The organism is Oerskovia rustica (assembly GCF_014836555.1).
In the GTDB taxonomy this organism is placed as follows: Bacteria; Actinomycetota; Actinomycetes; order Actinomycetales; family Cellulomonadaceae; genus Oerskovia; species Oerskovia rustica.
The window spans coordinates 4,541-22,970 of record NZ_JACSQQ010000039.1 but is presented as its reverse complement, the minus strand read 5'-3'; the positions used below and the strand labels follow the sequence as shown (position 1 = coordinate 22,970).

General features: G+C 73.2%; 19 protein-coding genes. 12 read left to right on the top strand and 7 right to left on the bottom strand.

What is annotated here, in order from left to right:
• Positions 1–34: 34 nt before the first annotated feature.
• The 3 genes from H9652_RS16960 to H9652_RS16950 form a co-directional block, all read right to left on the bottom strand.
• On the bottom strand, positions 35–751 hold the full coding sequence (locus H9652_RS16960; protein ID WP_191797576.1) for an HAAS signaling domain-containing protein: 717 nt from the start codon (positions 749–751) through the stop codon (positions 35–37).
• On the bottom strand, positions 748–1,089 hold the full coding sequence (locus tag H9652_RS16955; protein WP_138822278.1) for a PadR family transcriptional regulator: 342 nt from the start codon (positions 1,087–1,089) through the stop codon (positions 748–750). The genes H9652_RS16960 and H9652_RS16955 overlap by 4 nt, the downstream gene beginning before the upstream one ends.
• 83 nt (positions 1,090–1,172) lie before the next feature.
• A complete protein-coding gene (locus tag H9652_RS16950) occupies positions 1,173–2,096 on the bottom strand; it encodes a Ppx/GppA phosphatase family protein (protein ID WP_191797574.1) in 924 nt (307 codons plus the stop codon).
• A gap of 135 nt (positions 2,097–2,231) precedes the next feature.
• Here H9652_RS16950 and H9652_RS16945 point away from each other — a divergent pair, with 135 nt between their 5' ends.
• From H9652_RS16945 to H9652_RS16925, 5 genes are all read left to right on the top strand, one after another.
• Positions 2,232–2,522, top strand: coding sequence for a hypothetical protein (locus tag H9652_RS16945; protein WP_191797573.1), 291 nt, complete (start codon positions 2,232–2,234; stop codon positions 2,520–2,522).
• A gap of 1 nt (position 2,523) precedes the next feature.
• Positions 2,524–4,191: a hypothetical protein gene (locus H9652_RS16940; RefSeq protein ID WP_191797571.1), complete on the top strand. Its 1,668-nt coding sequence runs from the start codon at positions 2,524–2,526 to the stop codon at positions 4,189–4,191.
• Positions 4,191–4,676, top strand: a complete 486-nt coding sequence (locus H9652_RS16935; protein ID WP_191797569.1) for a hypothetical protein — start codon at positions 4,191–4,193, stop codon at positions 4,674–4,676. The genes H9652_RS16940 and H9652_RS16935 overlap by 1 nt, the downstream gene beginning before the upstream one ends.
• Positions 4,673–5,137 carry a hypothetical protein gene (locus tag H9652_RS16930; RefSeq protein ID WP_191797567.1) on the top strand — a complete coding sequence of 155 codons (465 nt, stop codon included), beginning with the start codon at positions 4,673–4,675 and terminating at the stop codon, positions 5,135–5,137. The genes H9652_RS16935 and H9652_RS16930 overlap by 4 nt, the downstream gene beginning before the upstream one ends.
• 122 nt (positions 5,138–5,259) lie before the next feature.
• Positions 5,260–5,910, top strand: a complete 651-nt coding sequence (locus H9652_RS16925) for a hypothetical protein (protein WP_191797565.1) — start codon at positions 5,260–5,262, stop codon at positions 5,908–5,910.
• Positions 5,911–5,947: 37 nt separating this feature from the next.
• Here the strand turns inward: H9652_RS16925 and H9652_RS16920 are convergent, their stop codons facing one another.
• The 3 genes from H9652_RS16920 to H9652_RS16910 are packed head-to-tail and all read right to left on the bottom strand — an operon-like array spanning position 5,948 to position 8,716.
• The gene (locus H9652_RS16920) at positions 5,948–6,220 is read right to left on the bottom strand and encodes a growth/differentiation factor (protein WP_191797563.1); all 273 of its coding nucleotides are present in this window, start codon (positions 6,218–6,220) and stop codon (positions 5,948–5,950) included.
• Complete coding sequence (locus H9652_RS16915; protein WP_225228395.1) at positions 6,220–7,509, bottom strand: TFIIB-type zinc ribbon-containing protein; 1,290 nt, start codon at positions 7,507–7,509, stop codon at positions 6,220–6,222. The genes H9652_RS16920 and H9652_RS16915 overlap by 1 nt, the downstream gene beginning before the upstream one ends.
• Positions 7,510–7,513: 4 nt before the next feature.
• Positions 7,514–8,716 carry an SHOCT domain-containing protein gene (locus tag H9652_RS16910; RefSeq protein WP_191797561.1) on the bottom strand — a complete coding sequence of 401 codons (1,203 nt, stop codon included), beginning with the start codon at positions 8,714–8,716 and terminating at the stop codon, positions 7,514–7,516.
• Between the two features lie 256 nt (positions 8,717–8,972).
• Between H9652_RS16910 and H9652_RS16905 the strand changes: the two genes are divergently transcribed.
• Complete coding sequence (locus tag H9652_RS16905) at positions 8,973–9,401, top strand: NUDIX hydrolase (RefSeq protein WP_191797559.1); 429 nt, start codon at positions 8,973–8,975, stop codon at positions 9,399–9,401.
• 22 nt (positions 9,402–9,423) lie between these two features.
• Here the strand turns inward: H9652_RS16905 and H9652_RS16900 are convergent, their stop codons facing one another.
• Positions 9,424–10,935 carry a glutamyl-tRNA reductase gene (locus H9652_RS16900; protein WP_191797557.1) on the bottom strand — a complete coding sequence of 504 codons (1,512 nt, stop codon included), beginning with the start codon at positions 10,933–10,935 and terminating at the stop codon, positions 9,424–9,426.
• A gap of 49 nt (positions 10,936–10,984) precedes the next feature.
• Here H9652_RS16900 and hemE point away from each other — a divergent pair, with 49 nt between their 5' ends.
• The 6 genes from hemE (at position 10,985) to hemL (ending at position 18,368) form a co-directional block, all read left to right on the top strand.
• Positions 10,985–12,094, top strand: a complete 1,110-nt coding sequence (gene hemE / locus H9652_RS16895) for a uroporphyrinogen decarboxylase (protein WP_191797555.1) — start codon at positions 10,985–10,987, stop codon at positions 12,092–12,094.
• Between the two features lie 54 nt (positions 12,095–12,148).
• On the top strand, positions 12,149–13,678 hold the full coding sequence (locus H9652_RS16890; RefSeq protein ID WP_191797553.1) for a protoporphyrinogen/coproporphyrinogen oxidase: 1,530 nt from the start codon (positions 12,149–12,151) through the stop codon (positions 13,676–13,678).
• A gap of 163 nt (positions 13,679–13,841) precedes the next feature.
• Complete coding sequence (gene hemC, locus H9652_RS16885) at positions 13,842–15,005, top strand: hydroxymethylbilane synthase (protein WP_318244235.1); 1,164 nt, start codon at positions 13,842–13,844, stop codon at positions 15,003–15,005.
• A complete protein-coding gene (locus H9652_RS16880) occupies positions 15,005–15,985 on the top strand; it encodes a uroporphyrinogen-III synthase (RefSeq protein WP_191797549.1) in 981 nt (326 codons plus the stop codon). Before hemC ends, H9652_RS16880 begins: the two co-directional genes overlap by 1 nt.
• A 32-nt stretch (positions 15,986–16,017) precedes the next feature.
• Positions 16,018–16,980, top strand: coding sequence for a porphobilinogen synthase (hemB, locus tag H9652_RS16875; protein WP_404822056.1), 963 nt, complete (start codon positions 16,018–16,020; stop codon positions 16,978–16,980).
• A gap of 5 nt (positions 16,981–16,985) precedes the next feature.
• On the top strand, positions 16,986–18,368 hold the full coding sequence (gene hemL / locus H9652_RS16870) for a glutamate-1-semialdehyde 2,1-aminomutase (RefSeq protein ID WP_191797593.1): 1,383 nt from the start codon (positions 16,986–16,988) through the stop codon (positions 18,366–18,368).
• Positions 18,369–18,430 lie beyond the last annotated feature (62 nt).

Here is an 18,430-nt window from a genome sequence, read left to right as displayed (position 1 = left end):
GTGGCGGGGTGCGTCGCGCGAGGTGGGAACCGGCTCAGGCGCCCGGGGTCCGGCCTGCTGTCGACCGCGCGAGCCCGCGGCGAAGAAGGACCACCTGGAGCACGAGACCGACCAGGACGACGGCCCCGAGCAGGACGGTCATGACGATCCCCCCGACGTTCGCTCCCCCGGCGTCGCACGCGGTCGTGAAGTCCCCGGTCGTCGGCGCGTGGAAGCCGCCCTCGCCGCCGTCCGCAGACAGGGAGCTGACCGACGTGCAGGACGTGGACGGCAGCAGGATCATGCCCGTGACCCCGAGCCAGGCGGCTCCTGCGGCGAAGCCCGAGACGATCCCCCAGACCTTCTCGTTCCCGGTCCACAGGGGCGAGGCTCCCACCAGGACCGCGGCGACCAGCCACAGGACGCCCGGGAGGAGCAGCGGCGCACCGACGATGCCTACGATCGCGAGGGCGAACACGACCGGGGCGACCCACGCGGCGGTGAGGGACGGACGAGGGGCGGCTCCGCCGTCGGGCGGCAAGACCCGGGGGCTCCCGGACGCGACCCGCGCGACGTCCTCGGGAGCGCCCAGCGACGCCAGGACCGCCGCGACCTCCTGGTCGCTGGACGCGTGCCCCAGCTCGGCCAGGCTCGCGTCGACGTGCTCGCGCACACCGCCCAGGACGTCGGCCCGCTCGGCCGGGTCGAGGTGCGCGAGCATCCGACCGAGGTCGTCGAGGTAGGTGGTGATCGCGTCGGTCGTGTCGTTCATCGGTGGCTCCCCAGGGTCGAGTCGACGGCATCGCGGAAGGGCGCCCAGGTGCGGGCGAAGGTCTCGAGGGCCGCGCGTCCCTCCGGGGTCAGCGCGTAGTAGCGGCGGGGCGGCCCGGCGTCGGACTCCCGCCAGTGCGTCTCCACGAGCCCGCCCTTGCGCAGCCGCGCGAGGAGCGGGTAGAGCGTGCCCTCGCCGCTCAGGAGGACGCCGTCGACGGACAGGCGGCGGGCGATGTCCAGCCCGTACCACTCGTCGTCGGCCAGGAGGGCGAGCACGCAGTACTCGATCGCCCCCCGCCGGAGGTGGGTGAGGATCATGTCCTCGGTAGGTACCATGCGACACAAGGTAGCAGCGGAGGGACGGGCTGGGAAGGGGCTCTTCGGGTGGTGTCGTGCTCCGCTGCGCGAGCCGGGCAGGGTCAGATCTGGTCGAGGCGGCGCAAGATCGCGCCCTCGCGCAGGGCCCACGGGCAGATCTCGACCTCGGCGACCTTGAGCGCCTTCATGGTCTCCTCCGCGACGACCCCTCCGGCCACGATCTGGTACGTCCGCTCGGCCGTGATGCCCGGCAGCTCCGTGCGGCCCGTCGCCGGGATCCGCGCGAGGCGCGGAACCCAGTCGGAGAGCTGCGAGCGCTCCATGCGCCACCGCTCCTCGGGCCCGACGACCGCGACCTTCATGCCCGCGAGCCGTGCGAGCGACCGGAACGTCTTGGACGTCGCAACCACGTGGTCCGCCCGCGGCAGCCGCTTGACCTCGCCGAGCGCCCCGGCCAGCACCTCCCTGACATGGGCCCGGAGCGCCGCGACCTGCTTGGCCGAGGGCGGGTCGTCCGGCAGGAACTCGATCGTCATCCGGCCGGCGCCGAGCGGCACCGAGACCGCGACGTCCGGCTCCTCGTCGAGACCCGACGCGATCTCGAGCGAGCCCCCACCGATGTCGAGCACCATGAGCCGACCCGACGCCCAGCCGTGCCAGCGCCGCGCGGCGAGGAACGTCAGACGCGCCTCCTCTGGCCCCGAGAGGACCTCGATGGGGACGCCCACGCGCTCCTCGATCGCAGCCAGCACCTCGGAGCCGTTGCTCGCCTCGCGCAGGGCCGAGGTCGCGAGCGCCAACGACTCCTCGACCTCGTACTCGCGGGCCAGGGCGGCGGCCTTGTCCGCGGCCTCCAGGAGGGCGGCCACCCCCTCGGCCGAGATCGAACCGTCGGGCTGGAGGTACCGCATGAGGCGGACCACGGACCTGCCCGACGCCGCAGGGTCCGGACGCGCGCCCCGCTCGGCGTCCACGACGAGCATGTGGACCGTGTTGGAACCGATGTCGAGCACTCCCAGTCTCATCGCCCCACGGTAGCGGGCGCAGGCAGGGTGGGCCCGGTGCTGCGCACCGGCCGTCGCCCATGGGGAGGTCTCCCCATCCTCGACGACGCACTTCTCCGATATCGTCCACCTGGAACCTGCACCGAGGAGAGACACGTGCCTGACCTGAAGCTCGACCTCGATGCGATGGCCGACGCCGCAACCGGCCTGCGCGCCCTGCGCACCGAGTTCCTCGCTGCCGAGGAGTTCAACCGCGGGCTCGCCGACGCCGCCGGCCACCGACGCCTCGGCAGCGCGATCGACGACTTCGCGAGCGCGTGGAACATCCGGCGCGAGAGGCTCAGCGAGGAGATCCAGGCCGTCGCGGATGCCACACAAGCCATCTGCGACACGTTCCGCGAGCTCGACGAAGCCACCGCGGCACAGCTCCGGACAGTGGAGTTCTGACATGGTGCACGCCTCTGCGGTCCCGTACCTCGAGCCGCTCAGCGGAGAGCCCGGACAGCTCGAGCAGGCCGGCACCCGCTATCTGTCCGTCGCCGAACAGATCAGAGAGGTCAGCCGCGGCCTCGCGGACCTCTCGAACCGCACCGAGTCCTTCGGCAGGGCGGCCGACGCCCTGCACGAACGCACGCTCGACGTGTCCGGCGCCGTCGAGGACGTGATCCCCCGCTACGAGACGACCGCTCACGCGATCAAGGTGTACGCCGTCGCGCTGGCTGACGCCCAGGCCGAGGCGCGGACCGCGCTCGCCGTGGTCGACGACGAGCGCAACCAGCTCTGGTCCCTGTACACCCGGCAGGACCAGGCCGAGCAGGACGTCTACCTGGCCGCGGCCTCCGGAGCCTCGGGCAACGCCATGGACGACGCCCACGACGAGGTGCGCCGAGCCGGTGCCCTGGTGAGGGATCGCGAGGAGGCGCTCGACGTCGCCGTGCGGAGGTTCCAGGACGCCGAGGACGCGAAGGACGAGGCCGCCCGCCGCGCGGCCGACGCGATCCGACCGGTGCTGGACCAGCTCAACGACAGCTTCGGGGACAAGGTCGGAGCGTTCTTCGCCCCCGTCGGGGACTTCCTCGCGATGGTCGACCAGTGGCTCGCGGACGTCCTGGAGCAGGTGCTCCAGTGGCTCTCCGACGTCGTGGTCATCGTCCTCGCGTTCGCGCTCGTCGTCCTCGCGTTCGTGGTGTACTCGATCCCCGCGCTCCTGGGGTGGGTCACCTGGGACCAGGTCCTCGACGCCGGGATCGGCGCCACGATGATCCTGCTCCAGGGGCTCGCGCCGATCCTCGTGCCGGCGCTGTGGGCCGAGGTCGCCAGCGAGACGCCCGAGATGCGGTTCACGGGCGTCACGGTCGAGTCCCCCACGGACGACCCGTACGCCCAGGCCCTCAAGGATGCCCAGGACGTGGACCTGCTCGGCGGAGCCGACAGCACGGTCGTCCGGATCGTCCGCGTCGGCACCGGCCCCGACGGGTTGCCGATCTGGCGTGTGATCCCGCCGAGCACGCAGGACTGGGAGCTCGGCAGCGACACCGGCGCCGCCAACGACCTGGGTTCCAACCTGGCCCTCATGCTCACCCCCGACCAGCAGGCCGCGTACGAGCGGATGGTGCTGCAGGCCATGGAGAAGGCGGGCATCGGCCCCGAGGACCACGTGATGATGGTCGGTTTCAGCCAGGGAGGGATCCTCGCGGGCAAGTTCGCCGCCGACCCGGACCTCCCGTACAACATCGAGGCGATCGTCGTGGCCGGTGCACCGGTCGACGCGATGGACATCCCGTCGGGCGTCTCGGTCGTCTCGTACCAGCACCGGGGTGACCCGGTCCACCGACTGGACGGAGAAGCGCCGACCGCCCCGCACGACCGCTGGGTCACCGTCGAGACGGACACGTGGGACGGTCCCTCCGCACCCTCGTCCAGTCCGTTCTTCGACGCAGGGCGCCACGACGCCGGGGAGTACTCCACCACGGCCCAGCACCTCTCCGACGGTTCGCTGCACGACGGCGGCTACGTCTCGGACTCGACCCAGGACGCCTTCGAGCAGATTCGCGCGGACCAGTCGATCTTCTTCGGCGACAGCGAGACCTACTACACCTACGAAGGAAGCGAATAGTGCGCCCTCACCCTCGACGTCGCACCACGATCGGCATCGTGCTCGCCCCGCTCCTGCTCCTGACCGCGTGCTCGGGCTCCTCGGAGAAGGACGCCGAGGACGTCCGCGAGGCGATCGTCGCCAACGCCCCCGGCGTCGAGGATGCCATGGTGCGCTACCGCACGGACGTCCTCGCGAACGACCTCGACATCCGGCTCTCCATGCCCACGACCAGCGAGGAGGACGACGCGGCACTCCTGGCAGCCATCGACGTGGCCCTCGACCAGGCCTGGAACACCTCCCCGTCCGCACCGTCGAACATCAACCTCGACGTGGTCGTCGCTCCGCTCGTCGACGGGGACCGCATCGGCGACTCCCGCGCCATCGCGATGACGGACAGGGGGATCGACGTCGCCCTCGGCCTGGAGAACGGCACCAACCGGTCCTCGGTGGCGGTCCCCTCGGACGTCCTGGCCGAACGCTACGGCCAGCGGTCCGATACATGAACGTCGATGCACGAGCACTTCTCACGCTCCTCGGCGGCGCGCGGCGCCGGCCCGCGGCCCACGCGGACGACGCCCTCGCCGTCTCCGTCTGCGCCGCGAACCCCCACGTCGACGAGGCCATGGCCCGGACCCGCGTCTCCCCGTTCACCACGGAGGTCGACCTGCGCATCTACGTGCCAGGGCTCAGCGCCGAACGACCCGACACGATCGTCGAGGTCGTCGAGGCATCCGTCCTGGAGGTCTGGCGAGCACGCGCAGGTGGGGTCGACGCCGTCAACATCGACGTCGTCCTCGGGCATCGGGACGCCGAGGACCGCCTCGGCGACGACCGTGCGATGCGTGTCGCGCCACTGGGGTCTGCGCTGGGCCCCGGCGTTCAAGCCTCCTGGAGAAGGCTGACCTTCCCCGAGCACGAGCTGGTGCGGCGCTTCGGTGCCACCCCGCCAGAGGCTGGTCGGTGACGTACCTCGTGGCCCGCCGCCGTCGACGACTCCCCTCCGGCGAGCGGGCCGACGCCTGAACGGCCCTGAACGAGGCCCTCTCGCCCACCGCACCCGGCCCTGAGAACAGAGACAGACCGACGATGAACACCACCCCGGCACCCCCGGCCGCTCCGCAGGAGCCCACGCCTCCTGCTCCCCTCCCGCAGCTTCGCCTGCGACTGCCGGGGAACTGGTGGCAGGTCCCGTTGCACGACCGCGCCGAGGCACGCGCCTCGGTCCGACGGCTCGTGGCGGCGCAGGTGGGCCCGGCCGACGACCGTGCGAACGTGCGGATCGAGCTCGAACGCCGCGTCCTCGGTGCGCTCGACGACGCCATCGGTGGTGACGGCCAGGCGTTCCACGTGGCCCTGTCGATCGTCCCGGGCGTGCCGCTGCCGGTCACGGCGATGGTCTCGCTCCCCGCGCAGCAGCTCACTCCCGCGATCGGCACCAGTGCCTCCGCGACCATGGCGATCCTCGAACGCGGACTCGCGGACCTCACCGAGGGCGGCGCCGACTCCCTGCACCGCTTCACGTCGGGAGCCTCGGAGGTCGCCCGACGCACACGCAGGCACGTCGTCGCCGACCCGGACAGCGACGAGAACCTCCCGACCGTGGCGGTCGAGTACTGGATGACCGTCCCGGGGACCAAGCGGTTCGTCCTCGTGGCCTTCAGTGCACCGGCGGGCGAGCTCGAGGAGCCGTTGACCGGGCTCTTCGACCAGATCGTCCGCGTCAGCTCGTGGGGCTGAGGGCCGCGCCCGACGAGCATCGGCCCGGCACGCCCGCCTAGGACATGTGGTTGGCGTCGTTCATCGAGCTGTTCGACCGCCCGGTGACGCGCCTGACGTGCGTGTCCGACCCGCTCTCGTCGAGCGTGACGGACTTGGTGTCCCGTCGGTGGTCGTGCCGCTTGCCCGTGTTGCGGTACCGCGCCCACGTGAACCAGTAGAACAGCGGCCCTGCGAGCAGCAGAACCACCACGACGACGACCTTCACGGCCTCCTCCTCCCCGGAGGAGGAGGCGACGACGGTGAGCGCGTCCAGGGCGAGCGCGTGCATCAGAACCCGATCATGACGAAGAGTGCCGCGACGGCCGCCACGGCCTCGACGACGACGGACACCGCGAGCAGGCGGCGGTGGTTGACCGGGACAGACCCCATGGTCTCGCCCGTGCGGCCGTTGACCGCGACGTAGTGCAGCAGCGACGACCCGTTCTTGCGGACCTCGTGGTACGAGTACAGCCACACGGGCAGGTACGCGGCGACCCACCGCTGCCCGACGACGTCGAGCCGTTCGCGGTCCCACCGGACGCCGCGGTCGTAGTACTCGATCATGTCGCGCGCCCGGAACCGGGCGATCTCCTTCGCCTGCGCGAACGCGGGATCACGCAGGTCGTCGACGTCGCTGTCGCGGCGCTCGGCCGTGAACCCCGACAGGTAGTTCGAGTCGTAACGCACCGCGTTCTCGACGTCGAACGGCAGGATCGTGTTGATGACGTTGTTCGTCCGGGCCTTGCCACCGTGGTCCCGCCGGTCGGCCGAGGACTCGATGGTGAGGTCGTCGACGTGCAGGTCGAAGTCGCGCACGACGTCGTACAGGTCGTAGTCGTAGCGCGTCTCCGTCGTGTCCTTGCCGTCGGAACCCCGGACGGTCACGGTGTACCTGCGCACGAGGTGCTCACCCTGCCCTTCGAGGCGCGCCTTCGCATTGAGGTCCGCGACGAGGTACGGAAGGTAGACGCCGACGACGTTCTCCGGGCTGAACTCCGCCCGGAACCGGGGGTGCGCGTAGAACTTGCGTCGGCCGACGAACTGCCGGATGCCCGCGACCGCGTCCTCCTTGGGGAGGCGGAACGGCAGCAGGACGTCGGGCACGGCCCCGTTGGGGACCTGCTGGTTCACCGACAGGACGTTGCGGCACCAGTGGCAGCGGGCCTGTGTGCCGTGCGCGGTGTCGACGACGACGTCGGCCCCGCAGCCCGCGCAGCGGAACGTCAGGATCTCCTCGGCAGACGGCACGATGTCGGCGCTGCCCGAGCCCAGGACGACGCCCTCGAGCCCGCCGATGTTCCCGTCGAGCCCGAGGTCGGCGAGCGTCACCGTGCTCACCCACTCGTAGCGGCAGAACCCGCACCGCAGCGTCGCCTTGGCGACGTCGTAGGCGATCTCGGTCGCGCCGCACCGGATGCACTTGACGAGACCGTCGGTCGCGCCGGTGTCGGTCCGCACGACGGTCGGGCCGCCCGACGGGCTCCCCACGGGCGGAGGTCCGGCGGTCGTCGTCGGGCCGGCTCCCGGCTGGGGCGGGCCCTCGGGGACGGGAGCCGACTCCGGCTCGTGAACGGTCATGGCCTCAGAACCCGAGGACCTTGGCCTTGGCGGCGTCGTAGTCGGCCTGGGTGATGAGGCCCTGGTCGAGCAACGACTTGAACTGGGTGAGCTTCGCGACCGGGTCCTCGGCGGCCGGGGCGGGCGCGGCCGGCGCCGCCGCCTGCTGGACCGGGACCTGCTGCACCGGCACGACGGGCTGCTGCAGCCCGGACATGGCGCCGCCCGCGGCGTTCATCCCCATGCCGAGGATCGCCATGTTCGCGGCGCCGCCCGGGTTCTCCCCCGCGGCCTGGATGCCTCGCGCGGCGGCCTGCTGGAGGAACGAGTTCCCCCGCGCCCCTGCGAGGGCGTCGGCCTTCTTGACGTCGCTGAGCAGCGCACGCGTGTCCTCGTCGTACTCGATCGCGGCGAGCGCGACCTTGACGATCGAGAGGCCGCGGTAGGAGGTCCACTGGTAGCCCTCCTCCACCGCGCCCGCCAAGGACAGCGCAAAGCCGACCGAGTCGCTCTGGATCCGGGTGATCCGGTTCCCCTTGTCGGGGTCGTTGGTGTAGCTCGAGAAGGCCGCCGCGAGCGAGCCGACGACCTCGGTGAAGAGCTGGCTCGCGGCGTCGTTGTCGAGGTCGGAGAAGTCGAAGACCTTCGCGCTCGCCCCGAGGTACGTGAGCGGCACGAACTGCTTGACGAAGAGGATCGGGTCGACGATGCGCAGGGAGTAGGTGCCGCGCGTGATCGCCCCGACCTGGGCGCCGAGGTAGGCGTCGTCCCAGTAGATCTCCGACTGCGTGCCGAACCGGTTGTTCGGCAGCTCCTTGAGGTTCACGTAGAAGCCGAGCTGCTGCGACCCGGGCTGCCCGCCGAACTTGAACCGCTCCCACGACGTCGTGATCAGGGGGCTCAGGAAGCCGTTGTCGGCGAAGATCGACTGGGAGTTCTGGTCGTCGGACGTGTACAGGTACCCGCCCGGCTCGGCCACGAAGCCCGTGAGGGCACCGTCCTGGAAGGTCAGGAGCCCGTATCCCTCGGGGACGACGAACCGGCTCCCGTTGGTGATGATGTTCGCCGAGCCCTTGGTGTTCGCCCCGCGCCCGGCGTTCTGCCCCTGGGCGACGGCCGGGAAGAGCGCGGCGGTCGGTGCGAGGTTCGTCGGCGGCGTCAGGAAGTCCTTCCACTGGTCCGCGAGCGTGCCTCCGAGGGCACCAGCAAAGGCCTTGATGAATCCCATCGAGCTCTCCGTCCGATCGGGCGGACGGCGCCGCGCGTGACCTGTGTTCGTCGCGTCGGGCCGTGGGCCCGTCCGCGATCGGCACAGTATCGACTTTCGTTCCGGAACGGAACTATCGGCGAGCTTCCGGCGCATCGGCTCTCACGGACCGGACCGCCGAGGGCGACGGCCCCGCCCGCCGACGGTGACCAACCGGCCGCCGACGGTGACGCGCCCACCCGCCGACGGTGACGCGCCGGATGACAGGATGTTCCCCGTGACCTCCCCCTCCCCCCTCACGGAACCCCTGAAGACCGTCGGCTGGATCCACGTCGTGGACGGGCGGCTGCTCGTCGTCCGCAGCCGGGACAACGACCTGTTCTTCATGCCGGGCGGCAAGCTCGATCCCGGCGAGAGCGACGAGCAGGCCCTGGTCCGGGAGATCGAGGAGGAGCTCGGCGTGCTGCTCGACCCGGCCACGGTGAGGTCCGGGTTCGTCGCCGAGGCGCCCGGTCACGGCCTGGGCGGGCGGCTCGTGCGCATGCACTGCCTCTACGCCGAGCCGCTGCTCGGGTCCCCCGAGCCTGCTCCCCGTGCCGAGGTCGGCGAGCTCACCTGGGTCGGTGCGCAGGACGCGCACCGGGTGCCGCCCGCGGGCCGGATCGTCCTGGAGCGTCTGGCTGCGTCCGGCGAGCTCGCGGCCTGACCCTGCGGGCCGAGAGGTCGGCTCAACGGCCGGCGCACACCTCGTCGCGGCCCGACACGTCGGCACCCAGGATCGCCGCCTCGGCGTCGGCCACCACGGCCGAGGCCTCCTCGCGGGCCGCGGCCAGCGCCGACGCCCGTGCCGCGACGATCGCGTCGTGCAGCTCGGCGTGCACGCGTCGCCGGACGGAGCGGGCGAGCGCCTCGGTGTCGGCATCGTCGACCTCGCCGCCCGCGATCCGACGCTCGGCCACACGTTCGGCGACCTCGGCCGCGATGCGCCGGTCGGCGCCGTCGAGCAGCGCGACGACGGCCGTGTCGGCCGCACGCCCCAGGCGGGTCTCCTCGAAGTCCTGCGTCGCACGGTCCACGATCGTCCGTGCCTGCCCGACGACGAGCGACCCCAGGGCGGGTGAGTGCGCCTTGAGGGAGGCCAGGTCGTAGAGCAGGACGCCGTCGAGGTCGGCGACCCGTGGGTCCACGTCGCGGTGAAGGGCGAGGTCGAGGACGACCATCGGCCGGTGCGGCGCCTCGTCGCCGGCGGCCTCCGCGGCGCGGGACCGGGCGCGGACGACCGCGGCGGCGTCGAGCACGTGCCCCAGCGCGTCACCACCACCCACGAAGAAGTCACCGTCGACCGGGGCGTCGTCACCCTCGGCGGTCAGGGCGTCACCGTCGGCGAGCCGCTGGTCACCCTCGGCGCCGGCACCGGCATTCACACGAGCACGAGCACCACCAGCACCAGCACCAGCACCACCAGCCAGCGCCCGCCCTCGCGCACCGCTGCACGACACGACGAGGTCGGCGTCCTCGAGGGCCTCCACGAGGTCGGTCACGGCGACGACGCCGCGGTCGGCCGCGAACTGCTCGGCACGCCCGGACCCCGAGTACACGCGCACGTCGTCGCAGCCGCGGGCCCGCAGCGCCGCGAGCGACGCCCCGGCGTACGACCCGGTGCCGATGAGCACGGCGCGGACCTGGCGCCACGGCGGCAGCTCGGCGCTCGCGAGGTCGAGCCCGAGGGACACGACGGACCGGCCGTTGCCCCCGAGCGTCGTCTCGTTGCTGATCTTCTTGGAGGTCCGCGACGCGGTCTGGAAGAGGAGCTCGAGCGTGGACGACGTCACGCCGCCCTCGCGTGCCTCCTCGAGGGCGCGCTTGACCTGCCCGGCGATCTCCCGCTCGCCCACGACCATCGAGTCGAGGCCGGCGGCGACCTCGAAGAGGTGGGCGGCGACGTCGGGCCCGGTGCGGGTCGAGAACGCCCGGACGGCGACGTCCTCCGCGACGCCCGACGCGGCGGCCACGAGGCGCGCGACCTCCCGCGACGCGTGCTGCACGCCCCAGCCGTCGACGGGCGACTCGACGTCCAGGTACACCTCGAACCGGTTGCACGTCGAGACGACGACGGCACCGGTGATCGCTTCGCAGGTCGCGACGGCTGCCCGTCCGACCGACCCGGCTCCGGTGGACAGGAGCTCGAGGGTGGACATGTCCAGCTCGTGGTGACTTGCAGTCATCGACAGGAGAACCACAGTGCTCCGATTCAATCACCGCGTCGGGCACAAGGCAGAATCGGTTCTTGTGACGTTCACCGCGCTTTCCGACAACCACCCTCTCGTCGACGGTCGGACGACGAATTCCTCGCTCGTGCGTGCATTGCGCGGCGAGCGCCCGGAGACCACCCCCGTGTGGTTCATGCGACAGGCCGGGAGGTCGCTGCCCGAGTACCGCGAGCTGCGCCAGGGCGTCGGCATGCTGGACTCGTGCCTGCGCCCGGACATGGCGAGCGAGATCACGCTCCAGCCGGTGCGCCGGCACGGCGTGGACGCGGGGATCTTCTTCTCGGACATCGTGATCCCGCTCAAGCTCGCGGGGGTCGAGGTCGACATCGTCCCCGGGGTGGGCCCGGTCATGGGCCAGGCGTACCGCACGCCCGACGACGTCGCGCGCCTCGTCGAGCACGAGCTCACCCCGGAGTCGCTCGCCCCGGTGACGGAGGCGGTCGCGCTCACGGTCGCGGCGCTCGGGTCGACTCCTCTCATCGGTTTCGCGGGGGCGCCGTTCACGCTCGCGGCGTACCTGGTCGAGGGTCGGCCGTCGCGCGACCACCTCGCGGCGCGCACCCTCATGCACGCGGACCCCGAGTCGTGGGCGCGGCTCACGGCGTGGACGGCGCAGATCACGGGTGCGTTCCTGCGCGCTCAGGTCCTGGCGGGGGCCAGCGCGGCCCAGCTGTTCGACTCGTGGGCCGGGAGCCTGTCCCTGGAGGACTACCTGGCGGGCGCCAAGCCGGGCAGCACGGTCGCGTTGTCGCAGGTCAGCGACCTGGGTGTGCCCGCGATCCACTTCGGGACGGGCACGGGGCACCTGCTGGGCGCCATGCGCGACGCGCTCACGGAGGCCGGCGTGACGCACCCGACCGTGGGTGTCGACTACCGCACGCCGCTCGACGAGGCCGCGGCGGTGCTCGGCGGGTACGTGCCGGTCCAGGGCAACATCGACCCGGCGCTGCTCGCGGCGCCGTGGCCGGTGCTCGAGGCGCACGTGCGCGACGTGCTGCGTCGTGGGGGCGCCGCCCCGGGGCACGTCGTGAACCTCGGCCACGGGGTGCCGCCCGAGACGGACCCGACGGTCCTGACCCGGGTGGTCGAGCTGGTCCATTCCGTCCGGAACGTGTCAGAACCTGCGTGACCTCTGCGTCACGCACGGTCTGACACACCCTCGTGGCGGGGGCACACTTGACGTGTGCACCCCGTTGCTGATGGATCGTCCGGCCCTTCCTCGTCGTCCGACGCCACGTCCGACGCCTCCTCTCACGGCTCGTTCGACGCCGTGGTCGTCGGCGCCGGCATCGCCGGTCTGACTGCCGCGCGCACGCTGCGCCGTCGCGGTCTGCGGGTCCTCGTCCTGGAGGCGGCCGACCGCCCGGGCGGGCCCGTGCACGGTGACAAGCTGGGCTCGACGGGGCTGTCCGTCGACGTGGGTGCCGAGTCGTTCGCGGCGCGCGGTTCCGCCGTGGGCGACCTGGTCACCGAGCTGGGCCTGACGGTCGTCGAGCCCGCGCCGCTCAGCGCGTGGGGCTATGCCGCGAGCCGCGCGTTCCCGCTGCCGAAGGCCGGGATCATGGGCATCCCGTCCCATCCGTTCGCGGCCGACGTGCGGCGCGCGGTCGGCTGGCCCGGCGCGCTGCGGGCCGGGTTGGACCGGGTCAAGCCGCGCCGTTGGGTCGACGAGGAGAACCTCGAGACCTTCGCGCGCTCGCGCCTGGGGCGCCGTGTCGCGGAGCGCCTCGTGGCACCGGTCGCCGCGGGGGTGCACTCGGCGCCGCTCGAGCGGCTCGACGTCGACGCGGTCGCCCCGGGCCTGCGCGAGGCCTACGCCCGGGAGGGTTCGCTGACGCGCGCGGTCGCGGCGATGCGCGCGCAGGCGCCGGCGGGCTCCGCGGTGCGCGGCATCGAGGGCGGCATGCACCGCCTGGTCGAGGAGCTCACGCTCGCCGTGACGAGCGAGGAGCCCGACGGCGCCGCTCCGGCCGGGAGCACCGGGCCGGCAGGGGTGCTGCTCACGCGCCACGAGGTGGTGGACCTGGGCAGGTCCGCGGACGGGGGCTGGACGGTCCAGGTCGAGACCCTGGGGGGCCCGGCGACGTTCCGGGCGCCGCGCCTGCTCGTGACGACCCCCGCGGTCGTCGACCTGGTGTCGCCGCTCGCGGGCCGTACGGCCGACCCGGTCCCGGACCCCGAGCCGGGTGCCGACATCCGGCTCATGACGTTGCTGCTCGAGGCCCCTGCGCTCGACGCGGCCCCGCGCGGGAGCGGCCTGCTGGTCGCCCCGAAGCCGCGCACGTGGTCGACGCGCGACGAGAACCACCGGGCGGGAGCGCACGACCCGGTCCAGGCCAAGGCCTTGACCCACTCGACCGCGAAGTGGCCGTGGCTGGCCGCCCGGGTGACGGACGCCGTCGGGCCGGGGAACCACGTGGTGCGCCTGAGCTACGGGCGCATCGGGGAGACGGTCGAGCCGACCGTCGACCAGGTGGTCCGCGACGCCTCGGTGCTGCTGGGCGTGGACCTGGAGGGCAAGGTGCGTGAGCACCTGTCGACGCGGTGGAACGGGTCGCTCCCGCCGCCCACGCCCGTGTACCGGCGTGAGGTCGCGGCGTTCGTGGAGCGGGTGTCGCACGTCGACGGCCTGGGGGTCACGGGCGGGTGGATCGCGGGCACGGGTCTCGCGGCGATCGTGGGGCACGCACAGGAGTCTGCCGAGCAGCTCTGAGCATTTCTCGCGTCGGCGGCAATTCCCGACGTGCTGACAATTCGTCTCTTTGTCATGACTTCATGTCAGGTCGATGTCACTCGGTGGACAATTCCCCGGAAATCCGCACCGGACGGGTCCGAGCGCATTTCGACTTCACCGCCCGGCAGAGGACACTGGAAGCGTGAGCATTCGTGTCGGAACCCGTGGCAGCGCCCTCGCGACGACCCAGACGGGTCTCGTCGCCAGGCGCATCGAGACCCTGACCGGGCAGCCGGTCGAGATCGTGCGCATCCGCACCGAGGGCGACGTCCGCACCGGCTCGCTCGCCCAGATGGGCGGTACCGGGGTGTTCGTGACCGCGCTGCGCGAGGCGCTGCTCGACGGCCGCTGCGACGTCGCCGTCCACTCCCTCAAGGACCTCCCGACCGGCGCGGCCGAGGGCCTGACCCTCGTGACGCCCGAGCGGGAGAACCCGCGCGACGTCCTGTGCGCACGCAACGGCTGGACCCTGGAGACCCTGCCGCGCGGCGCCAAGGTCGGCACGGGCTCGCCCCGCCGCGCGGCCCAGCTCCTCGCGGTGCGCCCCGACCTCGACGTGCTCGACATCCGCGGCAACGTCGACACCCGCCTCGCACGGGCGCTCGGCCCCGACGCCGACCTCGACGCGGTCGTCCTCGCCTACGCCGGGCTCTCGCGGCTCGGGCGCCTCGACGCGGTCTCCGAGGTCATCGACGTGCGCGTCATGGCCCCGGCCCCCGGGCAGGGGGCGCTGGGCGTCGAGGTCCGGACCGCGGACCTCTCGCCGCTGTCCTCGTTCGACCTCCGGCCCGACGGCGCCACGGACCGCCCGCTCGACCTCGCCGACGTCGTCGCAGGCCTCGACCACCTTCCGACCCGCCTCGCGGTCCTCGCCGAGCGCGCCCTCCTCGCACGTCTCGAAGCAGGCTGCGCAGCGCCCGTCGGCGCGCACGCCGTGGTCGAGGAGGACGAGATCCGGCTCTCGGCGGTCGTCGCCCGGCTCGACGGCGGGCAGGTCCTCACGCACTCGGCACGGGTCGCGCTGCCGTCGCCTGCGGGCGCCGCGGGCAGGGCCGGTGGCGCTGGGGGCCCGTCCGTCGAGGGGCGCGACGTCACCGACGTGCTCGCGAGGGGGCTCGGGATCCAGGTCGCCGACGCGCTGCTGGCCGCCGGTGCCGCCGAGCTCGCGCCGCTGCGTGCGACCGGGCCGGGGGCCGCGACCGACTCGTTGTGGGCCCCGGGCACCGCGCCCGCGGGCGACACCCGCTCGGACGACGAGGCCCCGGTCGGCGGCACCGACGCCCCCGTGGGCCCGGAGCAGCGCTGATGCCAGGCCGACTGCGCGACCCGCAGCGCGGTCGCGACCTGCCGCCAGCAGGCCCGGCCCCGGCCGCCGCGAACGCCACGGACTCCGGGCCGCTGACCGGGACCACCGTCCTCCTCCCGCGCTCCCCCGAGCGTGCCGCTCCCCTCGCGGCGAGGCTGCGCGCCCAGGGCGCGACCGTCCTCGTGAGCCCAGCGATCGAGCGCGTCCCCATCGAGGACACCGCGGTGATGGACGCCGCCGTGGCGGACCTCGCCGGCTTCGCGTGGGTCGTGGTCACGAGCGTCAACGCCATCGACGAGCTGACCGCGAGCGCCGCACGCCGGGGCGTCTCGCTCGCCGAGCTGTCAGAACGAGCGAGGACTGGAGCGCACGCTGGTTCTGGCACGAGGTGGGCCGCGGTCGGGCCGGCGACTCGCCGAGCGCTCGAGGCCGCGGGGGTCCACGTGGATCTCGAGGCGGCCGTGAACTCGGCGCGCGGGCTGCTCGCAGCGTTCGACGCGCTCGCCGAGGCTCCCGACCACGGGTCCGAGGCCCGGGCCGCGTCCGACGAGAGGGCCGCCGACGCGACGCGGCGCGTCCTGCTCCCGCAAGGCGACCTCGCGAAGCCCACCATGGCCGGCGGTCTGCGTGACCGCGGCTGGGACCCGCACGTCGTGACCGCGTACCGGACCGTCTCGCACACGCTCTCCCCGGAGGTCGTGGACGCGTGGCGCACGGGCGAGGTCGACGTGGTCGTGCTGACCTCGGGCAGCGTCGCGCGCGAGGTCGCGACCCAGCTCGGCGCGGACCCGCACGTCGCGGGCGTCGCGATCGGCGAGCCGACGGCGGAGGCCGCGCACGCCGTCGGGCTGCGGATCGACGCCGTGGCCACCCAGGCGACCGACGACGCCCTGGCGGAGGCCGTGCTGCGCGTCGCCGCCCACCCGTCAGCACCTCGTCCTGACGACTCATCCCCGACAGAAGGCAGGAACCACCCGTGATCCGTCCCCGCCGCCTGCGCTCGACCCCGCAGATGCGCCGGCTCGTCGCCGAGACCCGGCTGCACGCCGCCGACCTGGTCCTCCCGCTGTTCATCAAGGAGGGCCTGACCGAGCCCAAGCCGCTCGGGTCCATGCCCGGCATCGTGCAGCACACCGAGGAGAGCCTCGCAGGCGCCGTCGCGCAGGCGACCGCGGCCGGGCTGGGCGGCATCATGCTGTTCGGCATCCCCGCGCACCGTGACGCGGTCGGCTCGCAGGCCGACGCCCCCGACGGCATCCTCAACCGCGCGATCCGCATCGCGCGCGACGCTGCCCGGGACGCCGCTGCGGGCACGGGCCGTCCCGCCCCCGTCGTCATGGCCGACCTGTGCCTCGACGAGTTCACCGACCACGGGCACTGCGGCGTCCTCACCGCCGGCCCGGACGGCGACCTGGTCGTCGACAACGACGCGACCCTCGTCCGCTACGCCTCGATGGCACTCACCCAGGCCGAGGCGGGCGCGGAGGTCGTGGCGCCGTCGGGCATGATGGACGGCCAGGTCGCCGTGATCCGCGAGGCCCTCGACGGCGCGGGGCACACGGGCGTGAGCATCCTGGCGTACAGCGCCAAGTACGCGAGCGCGTTCTACGGGCCGTTCCGCGAGGCCGTCGACTCGACGCTCCAGGGCGACCGCCGCACCTACCAGATGGACTCCGCGAACTTCCGGGAGGGCCTGCGGGAGGCGGACCTGGACCTGGCCGAGGGCGCCGACATGGTCATGGTCAAGCCCGCGGGCTCCTACCTCGACGTGCTCGCGGCCGTGGCCGAGCGCAGCGACGTCCCCGTGGCGGCGTACCAGGTCTCGGGCGAGTACGCGATGATCGAGGCGGCGGCCGCGAACGGCTGGATCGACCGGCGCGGCGCCGTCCTGGAGTCCGTGCTCGGCATCAAGCGCGCGGGCGCCGACATCGTCCTGACCTACTGGGCCCTCGAGATCGCAGAATGGATTCGGTGACACCGATGACCATCCACCCGACCGGTTCGCCGCTGCGCGCGACCACCCTCCACGACAACCACGAGGCGTTCGTGCGCGCCCAGGGCGCGATCCCGGGCGGCGTGAACTCGCCCGTGCGGGCCTACGGCTCGGTCGGCGGCGACCCGCGGTTCATCGCGAGCGCGCGTGGCGCGTACGTCACGGACGTGACGGGCCGCGAGTACGTGGACCTCGTGTGCTCGTGGGGCCCCGCGCTCCTGGGGCACGCGCACCCCGCGGTCGTCGCCGCGGTGCAGGACGCCGCCGCACGCGGCCTGTCGTTCGGCGCCCCGACGCTGGGCGAGGTGGACCTCGCGGAGGAGGTGCGCCGCCGGGTCCCCGCGGCCGAGCGCGTGCGCCTCGTCTCGACGGGCACCGAGGCGACCATGACCGCGGTGCGCCTCGCGCGCGGCGTCACGGGCCGCAACCTGCTGGTCAAGTTCGCGGGCTGCTACCACGGGCACGTCGACGCGCTGCTCGCCGAGGCGGGCTCGGGCGTCGCGACGCTCGCCCTGCCCGGGTCGGCCGGCGTGACCGAGGCCAGCGCGGCCGAGACCCTGGTCCTGCCGTACAACGACCTCGAGGCCGTCGAGCGTGCGTTCACCGAGCGCGGCTCGGAGATCGCCGCGGTCATCACCGAGGCGGCGCCCGCGAACATGGGCATCGTGCCGCCCGGCCCGGGCTTCAACGAGGGCCTGCGCCGCATCACGGCCGAGCACGGCGCGCTGCTGATCCTCGACGAGGTCCTCACGGGCTTCCGCGTGGGGCCGAGCGGCTGGTGGGGCCTGGAGTCAGGTGCCGCGGCGGGCGTGACCGCGGGCGAGCAGCCCTCGTACACGCCCGACCTGTTCACGTTCGGCAAGGTCATCGGCGGCGGCATGCCCGTCGCGGCCCTGGGTGGCCCGGCCGTGATCATGGACCAGCTCGCGCCGCTCGGCCCGGTGTACCAGGCGGGCACCCTGTCCGGGAACCCGGTCGCGGTCGCGGCGGGCCTCGCGACGCTGCGCCTGGCCGACGACGCCGTGTACGCCCGCGTCGACCACGTCGCCCAGGTCGTGGGTGACGCCGCGAGCGCGGCCCTCGCTGCCGAGGGTGTCCCGCACGCCCTGCAGCGCTCGGGGAACCTGTTCTCGATCATGTTCGGCGACTTCGCCGCCGCGGCCGGGGTGCGCACGTACGCGCAGGCCCAGGCGCAGGACGTGTTCCGGTACAAGGCGTTCTTCCACGCGATGCTCGACGCGGGGGTCAACCTGCCGCCGTCGGTCTTCGAGGCGTGGTTCGTGTCGTCCGCGCACGACGACGCCGCGGTCGAGCGTGTCCTCGCCGCGCTCCCGGCCGGGGCGAGGGCCGCAGCGCGCGCCCAGCGCTAGACCCCTGCACGAGGTGAGGGGTGCCCGGCGGGGTGAGCGGCGCCGTCGGGCACGGAGGAAGG